At 69.6% G+C, this 16,677-nt stretch carries 13 protein-coding genes; 8 read left to right on the forward strand and 5 right to left on the reverse strand.

Annotated elements, in window-relative coordinates:
* Nucleotides 1–4: 4 nt before the first annotated feature.
* Entirely contained in the window at nucleotides 5–1,777 is a 1,773-nt protein-coding gene (locus ACOGI9_RS13385) for a carboxypeptidase regulatory-like domain-containing protein (protein WP_419857612.1), read from the forward strand.
* A 148-nt stretch (nucleotides 1,778–1,925) separates the two neighbouring features.
* Entirely contained in the window at nucleotides 1,926–2,723 is a 798-nt protein-coding gene (locus ACOGI9_RS13390) for a hypothetical protein (protein ID WP_419857613.1), read from the forward strand.
* A gap of 38 nt (nucleotides 2,724–2,761) precedes the next feature.
* On the opposite strand, the gene ACOGI9_RS13395 is transcribed toward ACOGI9_RS13390, so the two are convergent.
* The 4 genes from ACOGI9_RS13395 to ACOGI9_RS13410 are packed head-to-tail and all read right to left on the reverse strand — an operon-like array spanning nucleotide 2,762 to nucleotide 7,069.
* A complete protein-coding gene (locus tag ACOGI9_RS13395) occupies nucleotides 2,762–3,604 on the reverse strand; it encodes a zinc metalloprotease HtpX (RefSeq protein WP_419857614.1) in 843 nt (280 codons plus the stop codon).
* A 24-nt stretch (nucleotides 3,605–3,628) separates the two neighbouring features.
* A complete protein-coding gene (locus ACOGI9_RS13400; RefSeq protein ID WP_419857615.1) occupies nucleotides 3,629–4,300 on the reverse strand; it encodes an ATP-binding protein in 672 nt (223 codons plus the stop codon).
* Nucleotides 4,301–4,319: 19 nt separating this feature from the next.
* Complete coding sequence (locus ACOGI9_RS13405; protein WP_419857616.1) at nucleotides 4,320–5,864, reverse strand: hypothetical protein; 1,545 nt, start codon at nucleotides 5,862–5,864, stop codon at nucleotides 4,320–4,322.
* A complete protein-coding gene (locus ACOGI9_RS13410; RefSeq protein WP_419857617.1) occupies nucleotides 5,861–7,069 on the reverse strand; it encodes a hypothetical protein in 1,209 nt (402 codons plus the stop codon). Before ACOGI9_RS13410 ends, ACOGI9_RS13405 begins: the two co-directional genes overlap by 4 nt.
* Nucleotides 7,070–7,189: 120 nt before the next feature.
* Here ACOGI9_RS13410 and ACOGI9_RS13415 point away from each other — a divergent pair, with 120 nt between their 5' ends.
* The 5 genes from ACOGI9_RS13415 (at nucleotide 7,190) to ACOGI9_RS13435 (ending at nucleotide 14,108) form a co-directional block, all read left to right on the forward strand.
* Nucleotides 7,190–8,629 carry a serine hydrolase domain-containing protein gene (locus ACOGI9_RS13415; RefSeq protein WP_419857618.1) on the forward strand — a complete coding sequence of 480 codons (1,440 nt, stop codon included), beginning with the start codon at nucleotides 7,190–7,192 and terminating at the stop codon, nucleotides 8,627–8,629.
* The gene (locus ACOGI9_RS13420) at nucleotides 8,626–10,479 is read left to right on the forward strand and encodes a DUF885 domain-containing protein (RefSeq protein WP_419857619.1); all 1,854 of its coding nucleotides are present in this window, start codon (nucleotides 8,626–8,628) and stop codon (nucleotides 10,477–10,479) included. The genes ACOGI9_RS13415 and ACOGI9_RS13420 overlap by 4 nt, the downstream gene beginning before the upstream one ends.
* Before the next feature lie 98 nt (nucleotides 10,480–10,577).
* Nucleotides 10,578–12,416 (forward strand): S9 family peptidase, encoded by a 1,839-nt coding sequence (locus tag ACOGI9_RS13425; protein WP_419857620.1) that lies wholly within the window; start codon nucleotides 10,578–10,580, stop codon nucleotides 12,414–12,416.
* Nucleotides 12,413–13,057, forward strand: a complete 645-nt coding sequence (locus tag ACOGI9_RS13430) for a peptidylprolyl isomerase (protein ID WP_419857621.1) — start codon at nucleotides 12,413–12,415, stop codon at nucleotides 13,055–13,057. The genes ACOGI9_RS13425 and ACOGI9_RS13430 overlap by 4 nt, the downstream gene beginning before the upstream one ends.
* A gap of 163 nt (nucleotides 13,058–13,220) precedes the next feature.
* Nucleotides 13,221–14,108 carry a hypothetical protein gene (locus ACOGI9_RS13435; RefSeq protein WP_419857622.1) on the forward strand — a complete coding sequence of 296 codons (888 nt, stop codon included), beginning with the start codon at nucleotides 13,221–13,223 and terminating at the stop codon, nucleotides 14,106–14,108.
* Between the two features lie 24 nt (nucleotides 14,109–14,132).
* Here ACOGI9_RS13435 and rph read toward each other — a convergent pair whose 3' ends face one another.
* Nucleotides 14,133–14,924 carry a ribonuclease PH gene (rph, locus tag ACOGI9_RS13440; RefSeq protein WP_419857623.1) on the reverse strand — a complete coding sequence of 264 codons (792 nt, stop codon included), beginning with the start codon at nucleotides 14,922–14,924 and terminating at the stop codon, nucleotides 14,133–14,135.
* Nucleotides 14,925–14,963: 39 nt separating this feature from the next.
* Here rph and ACOGI9_RS13445 point away from each other — a divergent pair, with 39 nt between their 5' ends.
* A complete protein-coding gene (locus ACOGI9_RS13445; protein ID WP_419857624.1) occupies nucleotides 14,964–16,631 on the forward strand; it encodes an N-acyl-D-amino-acid deacylase family protein in 1,668 nt (555 codons plus the stop codon).
* The last annotated feature ends 46 nt before the right edge of the window (nucleotides 16,632–16,677 follow it).

Consider the following 16,677-nt stretch of genomic DNA (forward strand, 5'->3'; position numbering starts at 1 on the left):
CGCCGTGGCGCAGCAGCCGGTAGAGATCGCGGGACGTCTCCTCGACGCCGGCACCGGAGCCCCCATCTCGGCGGCTCTCGTCTCCATCCCCGCGCTGGAGATCTCGACGCTCACCACCGGGGACGGAGCGTTCCACCTGGTCGTCCCCGCCGGCTCGCACACGTTCGAGATCCGGCACATCGGCTACGGTACGCGGACGACCGAGGTCGAGGCGCCCGACGGCACACTCTCGCTCGAGATCCGCATCGAACCGGCCGCGATCGAAGTCGCCCCGCTCGAGGTCAACGTCGAATGGAGACCGTCGTACCTGGAGCAGGTCGGGTTCTACGAGCGCCGGGCGCACGGCCTCGGCCGATTCTACGATCCCGAGGACATCCGCCGCGGGGGCGACCCCCTGATCGTCGGCTGGCGAAACCTGAGCGAGCGCATTTTCAGCATGAGCCGGTCCAACGTCATGTGGTGCGCTCCGCAGATCATCATCGATGGCGGCCGGGACCGCGTTGGCCTCATGACCGGGCTCGCCCATCACCGAATCGGAGGCGTCGAGGTCCACGGCGAGCCGCACAAGGTGCCGGGCCTCGAGCCGCTGATACGTGCGGCGGGCGAGGATCCGTTCTGTCCCACAATCATCGTCTGGACACGACAGTGGCTGACCGCGGCCGAGCTTGAAGAGCGGCGGATCGTTCTCTGCGAGCCCGGCCCCGCAACGGAACGGGCTCCGCTCGTCGTCGAGGGGACAGTCACGGATGCGCTGACCGGCATTCTCCTGCCCCGCTCGACCGTGACGGCCTGGATCACGGAACCGGGCGGCCGGCGGCGCGAGAAGGAGACGACCGCCGACGACAACGGCCGCTTCCGGTTCTGCGACCTCGATCCGCGGATGGACGTGAGCATCTGGGCCAGGTTCGCCGGTCTCAGCGGCGACTTGGCGCCCGTGGCGCCCGAGCCAGCCCCCTTGGCGGCCGATACGGTCCCCGTGATGCGGGATCTCGCGGTCCCCATCTCTCGTCACGGTCACGTCGCTGGCCGCGTCTTCGATCTCCGGCGAGGCGAACCCGTGCCGGGGGCCGAGGTCAGGCTGGCGGCAACCGATGCCGCACCGGCCGATGCCGCACCGGCCCCCGGCGACCGTGCCCCGCCCGCGGAGGCCGGGTATCCGATGACGAGCGACGAGCACGGCTTCTTCGCGATCCCGGACCTGGTCCCCGGGGACTACCGGCTCGCCGTATCCCACCCCGATGCCGGTGTCGCCGCGGACACCATCCCGGTCCCCTCCGGTTCGACGGTGGATGTCCGCGTCGAACTCGACCCCACGCCGCCCCCCGCGCCCGACTCCGCCTCGCCCGCGGCGGGGCGGCGGATCGTCGCTGAGCGGCGGCATCCGCGTCTCACGGAGGTCGGTTTCTACGAACGCAGGCGAGAGAGCGCGACGCGCGGCCGCGGACACTTCTTCACACCGGAGCGGATTCGGGCCCTCGCGCCCACCCGCCTCACCGACCTCCTCACCGAGGTGGACGGCCTGCGCGAACTCTGCCCGCGACAGACCTGCCGCCTCGTCTCGCGAAGGGCGCGGAGATGCTCCCACGCGTCCGTCTACCTGAACGGCGCCCTGGTCATGGATGGCCGCGCGTGGAACTTCGACCGGGGGAGTGTGGACGACCTGGCGGCTCCACACGAGGTCGCCGCCATCGAAGTCTACCTCCGGTCCGTCTCCCTGCCCGGCGAGTTCACGGCGCCAGCCGACCGGTGCGGCGCCATCGTCATCTGGAGCGGATAGCCGCGATCCGGGACAGCTGACCAAGACTGGGCGGGGTGGCGTTCGACGTGGTGGACGGCGTATCGATGCGAGGCGCTCGAATGGCGGGCGTGGGACGAAGCGACCGCCGTGCCCCGCGGAGCCTGATTTCCGACGAGAGGAGATGAAGATGGCGAACCGATACCCCCTTCTCCGAACAGCCCGCGTCGCGGTCTTTGGACTGGTGGCGCTTGCACTTCCGCTCTCGGCCCAGGATGTGCGGCCGATTCCGCTGCCGGACCTGCTGGTTACGGGGCGGAGCATCTGCCCGACCACGCCGGAGGAACTGCGGCGAGCCTTCGAGCTCTACGAAGCGGTCCTCCCGGCCCTGACGTCGGCATCGTCCACGGCAGACCTTCGCAGCCTGCAGGTCCGGATGATGAGACCCGGTATCTCGTTGAGTCGCGGCGAAGGCAGGTTCAGCGCGGATGCCATGACGGTCGTTGTGCCCACTTCGACGGAAACTGCATCGCCCCGGCACGTCGAGGCGTACGGCTACGCGGAAGTGGATCGGGATGCGGAAGCCACATTCTACACCCCGGACGGCGACGCGCTGGCGTCTCCGGGGTTTCTGGCGACGCACTGCCTGAACATCCTCGAGACGGAGGATACAGCCAGGGTGGGGCTGGCCTTCGAGCCGAAGCCGGACCGGACCGTCGTCGACGTTCGAGGTGTCCTCTGGATCGACGCCGAGAGCTTCACACCGCGAGAACTGATCTTCCGCTACACGTCCGTGCGACGATTCCTGAGACGGAATCTGGAGGCGGTGCTGCTGGAGGACGTGCGTTCCCGAGTGCCGAGATGGGCTTGGGATGCCGTAGCCTTCTACCGGCTTGCCGTCGACGAATCCCGGTTCGGGGGCGTGCTTCACTTCGGACGCCCCGTGCCCCCGAGAGGGGATCGATGCGCGGGCAACGCCGTGAGCTGACCGCCGACCACAGTGCCGCGAAAGCTGGACCGGACCGCCTACTCCCTTCCCGTCGCCTGGGCTCTCAGGGCGGCGACGCGCTCCTCGGTGGGGGGGTGGGTGGTGAAGAGGGAGGTGAGACCCCGGCGTCGCCCCGCGAAGGGGTTGACGATCGCGAGCGAGGCGCCGGCGGGGTTCACGTCCATCGGGATGCGGCGGGCGCCGGACTCCAGGCGCTTCAGCGCGCCGGCCAGACCCATGGGGTCGCCCGTGATCTCGCCCCCGGTGCGGTCGGCCTGAAACTCGTTGCGGCGGCTGATCGCCATCTGGATGATGACGGCGGCGAGCGGCGCGACGATGGCCATGACCAGCATGCCGAGCGGGTTGTCGCCGTCGTCGCGGCCCCCGCCGAAGATGAAGCCCCAGCGGGCGATCGAGGCGATCATGGCAATCGCGCCGGCCATCGTCGCCGCGACCGTGCCGACGAGCATGTGCCGGTGCTTGATGTGGGCGAGTTCGTGCGCGATCACGCCGTCGAGTTCGCGGGGCGGCAGCGCCCGCAGGATGCCCTGCGTGAAGCAGACCACGGCGTGCTCCGGGTTGCGGCCCGTGGCGAAGGCGTTCGGCTGAGGCTGCGGCGAGACGGCCACGACCGGCGCCGGCAGGCCCGCCCGCTTCCGTAGCCGCTCCACCCGGTCGTAGAGGTCCGGCGCCTGCGACCGGTCCACGATCTGGGCCCGGTACATGCGCAGGACCACGCGGTCGCTGAACCAGTACATCCCGAAGTTCATGGCTCCCGAAAGCACCAGGAACAGCACCGCGCCCTGCTGCCCGAACAGCGCCCCTCCTGCAAACACCAGGAGGGCCGTGAGACCCAACATCAAGCCGAAAACTCTGAACATCCGCGAACCCTCTCCTATCTCAATTCACGCTGCCGCCGCGAGCAGGTCGCAGAAGACGAAACCATCCCGTTCCACGACCTCGCCCCGCGCGACGGGGATCGGTCGGGGCAGGATCGGACCGTCCCACACGAAAGTATGGAACTCTCCGTTCTCCCCGCATGGATCCACGTCCTCCGGAAGATCGGCGACGAAAGACGCGTCGAAGGCGCGGCCGGCGAAGGAGGCGTCCAGCACCGCCGGGTTGATGCACACCGCGACGGCTTCGAACCCATCCCGGATGAAGGAACGCGCGAGCGCCGCCGTCGGTTGCTTCCAGATCGGGAACAGGCACTCCAGCCCGGAGGCGGCGAGTTGCCGTTCGCGGTATTCGCGAAGGTCCTCCAGGAAGATGTCTCCGAAGGCCACGCGACGGATCCCGTCCTCGTGGACGCGGTCGAACGCCTCGCCCATGGCGCGTTCGTAGATCTCGTTGGAGGACTGCGGCGGGACGACGACCTCGACCAGCGGGATGCCGATGGCCGCCGCCTGGTCGCGCACGAGCGCGCGCCGCACGCCGTGCATGCTCACCCGGTCGTAGGCGTCGGTCACGGTCGTGATCAGGGTCTCGACGGTGTAGGTGCCGGACTGCCGGAGCGCGTGCAGGGCCAGGGCGCTGTCCTTGCCGCCGCTGAAGCACATCGCGATCCGTTCGCTCACCCGACGCTCACTTCCGCGGTTACTCCAGGACCGTCGCCTGGAACGCTCCCGTGAGCACGCGGCCCTCGCGTTTCACCTGGACCCAGATGGTGTACTCGCCCGGCTGGGGGAAGGCGAACGGAAACTCGACGACGCCGGTGGGAGCGTCCGTCCCGCCGTCCGCCATGGGCGATCCGTCAGGCGCGAGCACCGAGAGCGACCCCATCGAGATCGTGCCCGCGGGGTGCAGGTGGACGAACACGGCGCCGTCGTCCCGCGTGAGCGCGGCGTGGCTGAGCATCCCCATGTAGGGCTCCAGTTCGGCCGGCTTCTCGTCGGGGTCCCAGAGCCTGAATGCGAGGACCGTCTCCTCGTCGACGCGAAGATCCTGGTCCCCCTGCCATTCGAGGATCGAACCGTCGTCCAGCCGCGCCTCGGAACGCGGCCCGGCGAGGGCGACCGGAACGCCCGTCCATGCCGAGTCGTCCGGGTCGCGCGGCAGGCCCGCGGCCGCCTCGGGCAGGGCGTCCTGCGCCTCGCGGACCGCGCCGGCCTCCCCGGCGACCGCCAGCGCGGTCGCGTCGACCGTGATCGTGTCGACGACCGTCTGCGCGAAGCCGGACTCCTGGACGATGTCGCCGTAGATCCGGTACTCGCCCGGCGGCAGGTCCGGCCACGGGACGCGGAAGGTGGACGAGTCCACGGGGACGGGATGCACGTGCGCGAACGCGTCCATGCCCGGCGCCCCGACCACGAACATGTGCATCAGCTTGCCGTGGTCCGGCACAAGCGGGCTCCAGTTCCGGCCCCCCCAGGCGGGATCGGTGATCGCGATCTCGAGGGTGGGGACCCCCCCGTCGCGCACGATCGCGCCCTCCACCTCGAGGCGCTCGAAGATCCCGCTGCGGACCTCCCGGTCGACCGCCTCCCACCACGCGTTCCCGAGGTAGAGGAAGCCCGCCATCCCAACGGCAGTGAGGGCCATGGCGATCCGGGCGCGGCGACGCTGCCGGGAGCCCGCCGCCTCGCCCGCCGGGATCTGGCTCTCGCGCACGGCGGCCCCCGTGATTGAGACGATGCCGGCGACGAGAAGAAGCCCCAGTGCGGCGAGGACCCACCCGAGACCCGGCGGGAGGTCGCGCACCCCGAGCATGACGGACGTCACCGGCACCGAGACCTGGCCGCTCCCGCGGCTCCCCTCCACCGCGACCTCGACCCGGTACGCGCCCACCGTCATGAGCCACAGTTCGGCGGCGTAGAGTTCGGGGTCGCCCGCCACGGGCACGGCCTCGTCGGGTGGCGGCGCCCCGCCTTCCGGGGCCGCGTCCCAACGCACGGGGCGCACGGTCACGAGGTCCGCCCCGCCACCCGCAACGCGAACGGAGATCTCCGCGAGCCCGGGGATGACCTCAGGGGGACGGATGATGACGGAGACGGGGTAGGGACCCGCCTCGCCGGCGAAGAACACGTTGTTGCTCCCGACGTGCGCCGTCGCCACGACGTACAAGCCGGCGACGAACGCCGCCCCGCGCGTCAGCCGGGCGGCCCCGCCGCGCGTCGGTCGGACACCCCGGCCGCGCCTCACCGGCGGACGCGCAGCCACCAGTTCCCCAGCCACAGGCCCGAGCGGGCCGAGACGAACGCGATCGGCAGCGCCCACCACGCCGCGGACAGGAAGCGCGAGACCGAGAACTCGCCCCCGAGGAACTGGCCGCCGTGCCAGAACACGTTCTCCCAGTTGCCCGGCGCCGCCGTGTAGCCCCACGTGTTGCCCTGGAAGAAGTAGTTCCGCGCCCCCTCGGAGAGCATGAAGTCCGCGAACACCCACTGGATCGCGCCGAGGATGGCCACGAAGGCGACGCCGCCCACGGCCGCGATCCGCCAGTCCGCCGAGGCTCGCTCGGGCGCCTCTCCCGGCGCCGAATGCCGCCGCAGCAGGAGGTCGATCACGATCGCGGGCGCGAACAGGAGGAGCGGGAACTCGGGCGCCACCATGTGGGTGACCGGGCGCAGGATCGGCGCCAGCATCGGCTCCGCCGGGAAGAGCGGCAGCACCCACATCATCGCCAGCGAGATGATCGTGTAGATCAGCGTCGCGCACGTCGCGGGCCAGCGCATCTGCCCGGCCCGGCCGATGGCGAAGAGAAGGACGGGGAAGAGCGCCGCCATGATGAGGTGGAACGTCGCCCCGTGCATCTGGTTCGGGAACGTGTACTCCATGAGCAGCACGGAGAGCGACAGGATCAGCATCGCGGCGCTGAACACGTATGCCCACGCGAGCTTGCGCCGGCCCGTCTCCGAGGCGCGGTTGTGCCACGACAGCGCCATCAGCAGGGCGCCCACCTGGATCGCGTAGATCCCGAGCGCGAGGACCACGTGGGGCGGACTCAGGATCTCGACATCGAGCCCGTACGCGTTGTGCCACCAGTCGTCGAGCGGCGCGGACGCGAGCATGGCGATCGCGCCCCAGATCGCCACCCAGGCCCCGAGCGGCGCCCGGAACCCCCACAACCGCACGGAGCGCCCGACTTCCCCGTCCGTCCCGGAGAACGTCGTCTTCAACGCGAGCCACCCGCACGACAGCCCCGCCGCCAGCCCGCCCGCGTACACCAGCAGGTGCGCGGGCGTGAACAGCGTGTCCCGACCGATCGTCCGATGCCAGGAGATGTCCCACGTGATGCCCACGATCACGGCCGCCGACGCGAACAGAACCGCGCTCAGATACCACGGAATGCTGTCCGCCGACTCCACTGCGGCTTCGCGTTCCGCGAAGACCGAGGCCGGTGCCACCGTCGATTCCATCGAAATCCTCTCTCCGGCGCCTCGCGAACGACGAACGCCGAGCTATCGACACGTTTACGCTGCCGCCCGAAGATAGGTCTGGTTCAACCGAGATGCAGGAGATTCCACGTGAGACTGGAGAGATTCGCGATCCTCGCCGTTGGGGTCGCCGGCTGCGCGCCGCCGGACCCGGCGTCGGACCCCGCCGCGTCCGATGCGTCCGCTGCCTCCCTTGCGCCGGACCAGATCGACGCCATTCACCAGATCGCGGCCGCCCCCATCGAGGCCGGTCGGACGGCCGGCATGTCGATCGCGGTCGTGCGCGGAACGGACACGCTCCTGATCGAGGAGTTCGGTCACGCCGACCTCGAACTGGGCGTGCTCACGCCGCCGGACGCCGTCTACGAGGTCGGATCCGTGACCAAGCAGTTCACGGCGGCGGCCGTCCTCCTCCTGCACGAGGAAGGCAAGCTCTCCCTCGACGACCCGCTCACGCGGTGGCTGCCCGACTACCCCGTCGGGGACCGGACCGTCACCGTCCGGCGACTCCTCGACCACACCTCGGGCATCAAGGGCTACACCGAGATGGAGCACCTCTGGGTCGAACTCGCTCCCCTCGACCTGCCGCGGGACACGCTCGTCACGCTGTTCGCCGCCGAGCCGTTCGAGTTCGAGCCCGGCACGGCGATGACGTACAACAACTCGGCGTACTTCCTCGCCGGACTCGTCATCGAGGCGGCGAGCGGGATGAGCTACGAGGACTTCGTCGAAGAGCGCCTCTTCGCCGAGGCCGGGATGGAGAACTCCCGCTACTGCCACAAGGACGAACTCACTCCCAACCGCGCGAAGGGATACGAGCCGGGCGACGACGGGCTGCACCCGGCGCCCTACCTGGACCACCAGTGGCCCTACGCCGCGGGGTCGCTCTGCTCCACGGTGCGCGACCTCGTCGCCTGGAATCAGGCCCTCCACGGAGACGGCGAAGGCGGCGAGATCCTGAGTCCCGAGAGCTACCGGCTGATGATCACGCCGGAGCCCCTGCTCGACGGCACGGACCTGCGCTACGCGAAGGGCCTCGCGGTCACGGATCGGGACGGGACGCCGCGGATCGGGCACGGCGGCGGGATCTTCGGCTACGTCTCCGACCTCCGCTACGTGCCGTCGGAAGACCTGTCCATCGCCGTGCTCATCAACACGGCCGGGGGCGCCTCGTCCGGCGGGATCGCGGGCCGGATCGAAGATGTCGTGCTCGGGGAACTCGCCGAGCCCGCCGCGACTCCCTTCGAAGGCGATCCCTCGCCCTACGCGGGCCAGTACGAAGGCCCGGCCCGCGGACAACGGATCACGGCGACCGTGGCGGCAGAAGACGGACAACTGACGATCGTCACGGGAGGCGGCGAGCCGGCCACGCTATCGTGGCTGGGCGGCGACGAGTTCGCCGACGGGAGGACCCTCTACCGCTTCATCCGCGGAGGAGATTCCGACGGCGCCGGCGGCGGAGCCTCCTTCGATGAACTGCGAATGGACGTCGTCTCGGGACACTTCGTCCTGCGGAGGGTGGGCCCATGAACGTGCATCGAACCGTCGCACGCCGCGCTCGCGGCATTCTCGTCGCCCTCGTCGCCGGGACGATCCTCGTCCTCGCCGGGCTCGTCACGACGCCCGCCCGCCCGGCCGCGGCACAGGATCTGGGTCCGCTCGTCGGGGCGCAGGCGAGCGAACTCGCGGCCGTCGTGGAGCGCTACAGCACCGACCGGACCGCGCTCGGTCGGCGCTGGAACGTCCCCTACTCCTCCGAGCGCAACGCGCGCTTCCGTGACTTCTTCTCGGACTGGCGGCGCCGGGTCGAGGCGCTCGACTTCGAGTCCCTCTCTCTCGAAGGGCGGGTGGACTACGTCCTCCTCCTCAACGAACTGCGCTATCGGCTCGACCTCCTGACCCGCGAGGCGGGGCTCGCCGCCGAGATGGACGGGTTCATCTCCTTCACGTCGCTCATCGTCGATCTGGAGGAGCGCCGACGGCGCCGGGAGCCGGTGGAGTCGGAGTCCGCCGCGGCCCGTCTCGCGGAGCTTCCCGCCGAGATCGAGGCCGCCCGCGCCGAGGTCGAGGCACGGCTCGAAGGCGGAGACGACGTGTCCCGGATCGTCGCGCTGCGGGCGGTCACGGCGCTGGCCGAGCGCACGCGGCTCCTCGAGGACTGGTACGAGCACTACGCCGGCTACGACCCCGTCTTCACCTGGTGGAACGAGGACCCGTACGCGCGCGCGAAGGCCGCGCTCGACGGTTACGCGACCTTCCTCCGCGAGACGGTGATCGGCTACCGGGCGGGCGAGGACGAACCCATCGTCGGCGACCCGATCGGAGCCGAGGGTCTCGCCGCGGACCTGCGCCACGAAATGATCCCCTACACGCCCGAGGAGTTGATCGCGATCGCGGAGCGGGAATACGCCTGGTGCGAGGAGCGGATGATCGAGGCCTCGCGCGAACTCGGCTACGGGGACGACTGGCGGGCGGCGCTGGAGTACGTGAAGACGCTGCACCGCGACCCCGGCGACCAGCCGCAGATGATCCGGGAACTCGCCGATGAGGCGCTCGCCTTCGTCACCGAGCGCGACCTCGTCACCGTCCCCCCGCTCGCCGACGAGATCTGGCGCGTCGAGATGATGTCCCCGGAGCGCCAGAAGGTGTCGCCGTTCTTCCTCGGCGGGGAGGTGATCCAGGTCTCCTTCCCCACGGACGGGATGGAGCACGAGTACAAGCTCATGAGCATGCGGGGGAACAACGAACACTTCTCCCGCGCAACGGTCCACCACGAACTCATCCCCGGGCACCACCTGCAGGGGTTCATGACGAGCCGCTTCAACTCGCATCGCGGCGCCTTCTCGACCCCGTTCTGGGGCGAGGGGTGGGCGCTCTACTGGGAGATGCTGCTCTGGGACCTCGGCTTCCCGTCGACCCCGGAGGACCGGATCGGGATGCTGTTCTGGCGCATGCACCGCACGGCCCGGATCATCTTCTCCCTCTCCTTCCACCTCGAGCGCATGACCCCGCAGGAGGCGATCGACTTCCTCGTGGAGCGGGTGGGGCACGAGCGCGCGAACGCCGAGGCGGAGGTGCGGCGCAGCTTCAACGGCTCCTACTCGCCGCTCTACCAGGTCGCCTACATGATCGGCGGGCTGCAGTTCCGGGCTCTGCACGAACAGCTCGTGCAGTCGGGGGAGATGACGAACCGCGCCTTCCACGACGCGATCCTCAAGGGCGGCCGGATGCCGGTCGAGATGGTGCGCGCGCGCCTGCTCGGCGAGGCGCCGCCGAAGGATTTCGAGTCGGAGTGGCGCTTCGAGGGCGACCCGCTACGCCGCACGACGTCGGAGGAGCCGACCTCGAGCGGACCGCACCCGCGGGAGACCGCACACTGACGCGCTGAAGGGAGGACACATGACTCGCGACCCGCATACGACGGCGATCACCGGCATCCTCCTCGCTCTGGGCGCCGCGGTTGGCGGCGGAAGCGAGCTTGCACGCGCAGAACGCCGGCGGGGACGGCCCCCTCTCGATCGACCAACTCCTGTCCATTGGGTCCGTCGTCGGCGGCGCGCCGGCCTGGTCGCCGGACGGCTCGGCGATTCTGTTCGAGTCCGGGCTCACCGGCGGGCTCATGACCCTGTCGCCCGACGGCGGCTTTCCGACGCGCGTGCCCGTGGACATGGGCAGTTCCGGCCACTTCCTCAGCTCGCAGATGCCGGCCTGGTCGCCCGCCGGGACGTGGATCTCCTACGTGTCGGACAAGAGCGGCGCTCCGGAGATCTGGCTCTGGTCCACCCGTGACGGTGCGGACGTCCAGCTCACGGACCTCGGGGCACGGATCAACTCGATGAGCTGGTCTCCGGACGAGCGCTCCATCGTCATCGCCGGCGACCGCTACGGGAACTACGACATCTGGAAGGTGGACGTCGCCACGCGGCGAGTGGACCGCATCACCGAGGACAAGCGCTACGACGTCTTCCCCACCTGGACGCCGGACTCCCGCCACATCCTCTACGTCCGCCTCGACGACGCGTGGGAGGACCACGACGTGATCGAGGTCGACGCCATGGGCGGCAGCCCGCGCACGGTGATCGAGGACCGCGACTTCTTCGACTACGGGGCGGGCGCGACCTTCGGTTACCCGAGCGTGTCCCCGGACGGCGGCTCGATCCTCTTCCGCTCGCACCGGAGCGGCTGGATCAACTACTGGCTCGCGCCGCGGGATGGAGGAGACCCGCGTCCCGTCGCGCCGGCCGAGGCCGACCAGAGCGCCGCCGCGTGGTCCCCCGACGGGCGCTGGATCGCCTACACGGAGAACCACAACGGGCACCACGACCTGCGCGTGGTGTCGGCGGACGGGGGCGAGCCGCGGGTGCTCGTGTCGCCGAAGGGCGGCGTCGCGTCGAGCCCGTCCTGGTCGCCGGACGGCCAGGCGATCGCATATCTGCAGGAGGACCTCCTGAGCCCGCGCGACCTCCACGTCGTCTCGCTGGAGGACGGGATCAGCCGGCGGCTCACCTCCTCGATGCCCGCCGGCAACTTCGACGCCCGGCTCGTCGCGCCGGAGAAGATCCGCTACGAGAGCACGGACGGATACTCGATCCCGGCCTATCTCTACCGGCCGCCGGGAGCCGCATCCGGGGATCGTCTTCCCGGCGTGATGTGGATCCACGGGGGTCCCACGTCGCAGTTCCACGACACCTTCCAGCAGCATGTGCAGTTCTTCGTCCAGCGGGGATACGTCGTGCTGCTGCCCAACATCCGGGGGAGTTCCGGCTACGGGAAGGACTTCGCCGACGCGAACAACGGCTGCTGGGGGCACTGCGACCTGGAGGACGTCGTCGCGGGCGCCGACTACCTGCGGGCGCTCCCGGAGGTCGATCCGGAGCGGATCGGGATCACGGGGACGAGCTACGGCGGCGTGATGAGCATGTACGCGGTGGCCTTCGCGCCGGACGCCTTCCGCGCCGCGATCCCGGGCTCCGGCTACACGGACTGGGTCCACTTCTACCACGGCGAGAACGAACTCCGGCACATCAAGCTGCTCGACCACGAACTCGGCCCCTTCGAGACGAGCGAACACGTGTGGAGCCACAGTTCGTCGATCTCGCACGTCGCCGACGTCTCCACGCCGGTCCTCCTCGTGCACGGCGTGGGCCGATATCCCGGCTCCGACCAGTCCGAGATCTTCGCCCGCGCGCTGGAGAACTACTACAAGCCCTTCCAGTACAAGACGTATCCGAACGAGAACTACTACGTGTACGGGAAGGCGAACCGCCGCCAGATGCTCCTCGACATGCTCGACTTCTTCGAGCAGTTCCTGAGGTGAGGATCCGGGGGCGCGCCGCGCCTTTCCTCGCGGCGACCCTGATCCTCGTCTCGGGCTGCGAGCGCGTCGAGCCCGTCCCGGAGGCCGGGGGCGCCGGAACGTCCGTCACGGTTGGCCCGGTGGAGGTGGCGGTCGAGACGAGCCAGGGGGAGTTCGTCATCGCCGTCCACCGCGAGTGGGCGCCGCTCGGTGCCGAGCGGTTCCTGACCCTCGTCGAATCCGGCTACTACGACGACGCCCGCTTCCACCGCGTCGTCCCCGACTTCATCGTCCAGTGGGGGCTGGCCGGCGACCCCGCCCTCACCGCCGAGTGGATGAACGCCTACATCCCCGATGATCCCGTCGTCGCCTCCAACACCCGCGGCCGCATCACCTTCGCCTTCACGGACCCCGGAACCCGCGCCACCCAGGTGTATATCAACCTCGTGGACAACGTGCGGCTCGACTCGACGGGGTTCGCCCCCTTCGGCGAGGTCATCAGCGGGATGGAGGTCGTGGATGCGCTCTACTCGGGCTACGGAGAGAACTCCGGCGGAGGCCTCCGCCGAGGCGACCAGACCCGGATCGTCGCGGCGGGCAATACCTACCTCGACCGCGAATACCCCCTCCTCGACCACCTCATCCGCGCTGTCCGCCGCTGACCCGGTTCCTGGGGATCCTCGGGGACAGTGGTCGTTTCGGTTCTGGATCCTCGGTGCGACGATTCTGGCTGCAGGTTTCTCATTGTCGAGCTGTGGGGGCGACGCCGCCGGGCCCTTCCCTGCGGGCAACAGGGCCCCGATTGCGGTGGGCGAGATCCCGCCCGTGTACAGGGACTGGCGCTATGCGTCACCGTATCCGGAAGTAGCTGTCTGGCCGTATTTTCACGATCCCAACCGGGATTCTCTCGCGTTTACGGCCACGGGCAGCGGCCGTACCGAATTGCACGTAACGGTTGCCGACGGCTTTGTGACGGTCCATCCGTCGCGCTCGGGAACAGTGACGGTCACCGCAACCGACCCCGGCGGCCTGACGGCGCAACAGACGTTTGAGTTCGGGGAGACGTCACCCACGCCGCCCCTACGCCCACCGGGTTCGATCCCGCCTGCGCCTCTCGTGAGCCGGCGGATCCCCTCTCTGCAGATTCTCGAAGGGCGGACCGCTACCGTGAACCTGCGGCGACACTTTACGGATGAACCGGGGCGGACGTTCGCGGCGACCTCGTCAGCGCCCCACACGGCGGCCGTCTCGGTCTCGGACCATCTGCTTGCAATCGACGGCTTGGATCTGGGTTGGGCCGTCGTTTCTGCCACGGCCGCCACCCGCGGAGGTTCGACGAAGCAGGACTTCAAGGTTCTGGTGGATTCCGCCACGGCTCGTCCCAACTCGGCTCCGGTGATTCAGACGGGTTTCGCCTATCGGAAGGTTGTTCCGTCGGGCGTCCCGTTCGTCGTTGACATGTCGCGGTACTTCCTCGATCCCGAGGGGGATGCCCTGACGTATGAGGCAGTCCCGCTTGGACCGGCCCCCACATTCTTCAACACTTCCGTTCCGACCGGCCGAGTCACCCTGTCGGCTCTCTCTCCGACGACCATCAGAGTGAGCGGTACAAAGACCGGCTTTCTGCGAATCGGAATGACCGCGACGGACCCGGGCGGACTACCCGCAGGCGGTGAACTGATGGTGGAAATCACGCACCCCGTTGGCCGCTAGCGTCGTCCGGGAGCGCCTCGCGAGTCAGGTTTCAGACATTCGCCGGCCCACCCCGCGAGCATCGAAATCGTCGAATACCTTGTTCAGGCCCCGGGGCCGGCCGAACTGAACGGCGGTGGTCTGCTGCATCCGAAGCAACGTCTCGGCGCCCGCGGCGCCCAGGCGGAGGAGGTCGTCGAGTTCGTCGCGGGTGAAGGGGGCTCCTTCCGCCGTTCCCTGCACCTCGACGAGGCGTCCGTCCTCGAGGTAGACGAAGTTGAAGTCGACGTCGGCGGCGGCGTCCTCCACGTACTCCAGGTCGAGTCTCGCCTCACCGTCCACCATGCCGGCGCTGATTGCGGCGACCCATTGGCGGAGCGGGCTGGCTTCGAGCGCGCCGTCCGAGACCAGCCGCTGGAACGCCATTTCGAGGGCCACGCAGGCGCCCGTGATCGAGGCGGTGCGGGTGCCGCCGTCGGCGACGAGGACGTCGCAGTCCACGGTCACGGTCCGCTCGCCGAGCGCCGCGAGGTCGACGGCCGCCCGCAGCGAGCGGCCGATGAGGCGCTGGATCTCCTGGGTGCGGCCCCGCGCGCCGCGGCGCTCGCGGCGGGTGCGCTCGGTTGTGGCCCGGGGCAGCATGGCGTACTCGCCCGTCACCCAGCCGCCGCGTCCCTCGCGCCACGGCGGGACGCTCTCCTCGACGGAGGCCGTGCAAAGCACGCGCGTCATCCCCATCGTGATGGTGCACGATCCCTCGGCGAAGGGGGCGGTTCCCGTCTCCAGGGTCGTGGGTCGCAGGGCGTCCAGCGCCCGCCCGTGTGGACGTGCCGGCATGGGGCAGCCTCGGTCGAAGGGTCGAAAAGGGGAGAACCGATGAACGGCGAACGCGTTGAGAGTATGCCGGCCGCGATCCCGCTGCGATGGCGGATCTCCACAGCGTGTCTGGCGCTCGCGGGCGCGACGGCCTGCGCGCCGGGCGATGCGCCGGAAGTGGAGGCGGAGATCGTCCCGACGAGCGTGCTGTTCACCGGGGCGACCGTCATCGACGGATCCGGTGAGCCCTCGTTCGTGGCCGATGTGGCCGTGGAGGGCGACCGGATCACCTTCGTCGGCGATGCCTCGGACGCGGAGGTGGCGACGCGGGACACGATCGCGCTGGACGGCCTGCTGCTCACGCCCGGCTTCATCGACATGCACAGCCACATCACGGTCATCAGCGTCGGCGAGGCGTCCGGGCTCGGGGCGGTCGAATTCCTCACCCAGGGGATCACGACCGGCGTCATCGGGGTCGACGGCTCGAGCAGCACGGACCTCGCCGGGCTCTACGCGGATCTCGAAGAGTCCGGCGTCGGAAAGAACATCATCTCCTACATCGGACACGGTTCCGTCCGCGGGGCGGTCATCGGCATGGACGACCGCGATCCCACCGCGGGAGAACTCGACGAGATGAAGGCGCTCGTCCGACAGGGAATGGAGGATGGGGCCTTCGGGCTTTCGACGGGCCTCTTCTACACGCCCGGGTACTACGCGGAGGCCGACGAGGTGATCGAACTCGGACGGGTCGCGGCGGAATACCCGATCGGCGGCGAGCACGCCCCGGTCTACGACACGCACGACCGGGATCTCGGCGCGGCATACCAGGGGATCGGCTACCACGATTCGATTCGCGAGGCGATCCACATCGGGGCGGAGTCCGGCCTCCGCACCATCTTCAGCCACTTCAACGCACAGGGAGCGGCGTTGTACGGACGGGCCTCGGAAGGCGCGGCGATCATCGATTCGGCGCGCGCGGAGGGCCTCGAAGTGGCGGGCGCGCAGCACGTCTACACGTCCACGATGTCGAGCCTGCGCGCCTACACGATCCCGCGCTGGGCGCAGGCCGGCGGGCCGGAGCAGATGGTGCGCCGCTTCCAGCATCCCGACACTGCACGGGTCCTCGACGTGCAGACGATGGAGATGCTCGAGATCCGCGGCGGGCCGGAACAGATCGTGTTCGCCGACGCGAGGCCCGAGTTCAACGGCAAGACGCTGGCCGACGTGGCGGCCGAACGAGGGCTGCCCGTCCCCGAGGCGGTGCGCGAGATCATGTCCGGGTCGAACCCGTGGGTGATGAACCGCGACCTCTACGACGTCGAGAACACGCGCTACCTCGCGACGATGCCGTGGATGATGACGTGCACGGACGGCGCCACGCCCGCGCCGGGCGCGGAGATCGTGCATCCTCGCGTGTACGGGGGTTTCCCGAAGAAGATCAAGGACTTCGTGGACCGGGACGGCGCGATCGGACTCCCGTTCGCGATCCGGAGCATGTCGGGCCTCGCCGCGGACTTCCTGCGGCTGGACGATCGTGGCTACATCCGCGAAGGTCTGGTCGCGGACATCGCGATCATCGACCCGGAGCGGTTCACGGACCGGGCGACGTACGAGGATCCGCACCAGCTGTCCGAGGGCGTCATGCACCTGCTCGTGAACGGCCGCTTCGCGATCCGCGACGACGAGGTGACCGGCGAACTCGCCGGCCGCCCCCTGCGCCGGCCCTGAAAGCCAAGCGCCGCTCACCGCCACCCACTGACAGATCGGACGCCAG

The sequence above is a fragment of the Candidatus Palauibacter irciniicola genome (assembly GCF_965208695.1).
Lineage (GTDB): Bacteria > Gemmatimonadota > Gemmatimonadetes > Palauibacterales > Palauibacteraceae > Palauibacter > Palauibacter irciniicola.

Excerpts from the sequence above, each read along its gene's own strand:
- ACOGI9_RS13395 (WP_419857614.1), bottom strand. The coding sequence starts at position 3,604 with ATGTTCAGAGTTTTCGGCTTGATGTTGGGTCTCACGGCCCTCCTGGTG.
- ACOGI9_RS13445 (WP_419857624.1), top strand. The coding sequence starts at position 14,964 with ATGAACGGCGAACGCGTTGAGAGTATGCCGGCCGCGATCCCGCTGCGA.
- rph (WP_419857623.1), bottom strand. The coding sequence starts at position 14,924 with ATGCCGGCACGTCCACACGGGCGGGCGCTGGACGCCCTGCGACCCACG.
- ACOGI9_RS13390 (WP_419857613.1), top strand. The coding sequence starts at position 1,926 with ATGGCGAACCGATACCCCCTTCTCCGAACAGCCCGCGTCGCGGTCTTT.
- ACOGI9_RS13420 (WP_419857619.1), top strand. The coding sequence starts at position 8,626 with ATGAACGTGCATCGAACCGTCGCACGCCGCGCTCGCGGCATTCTCGTC.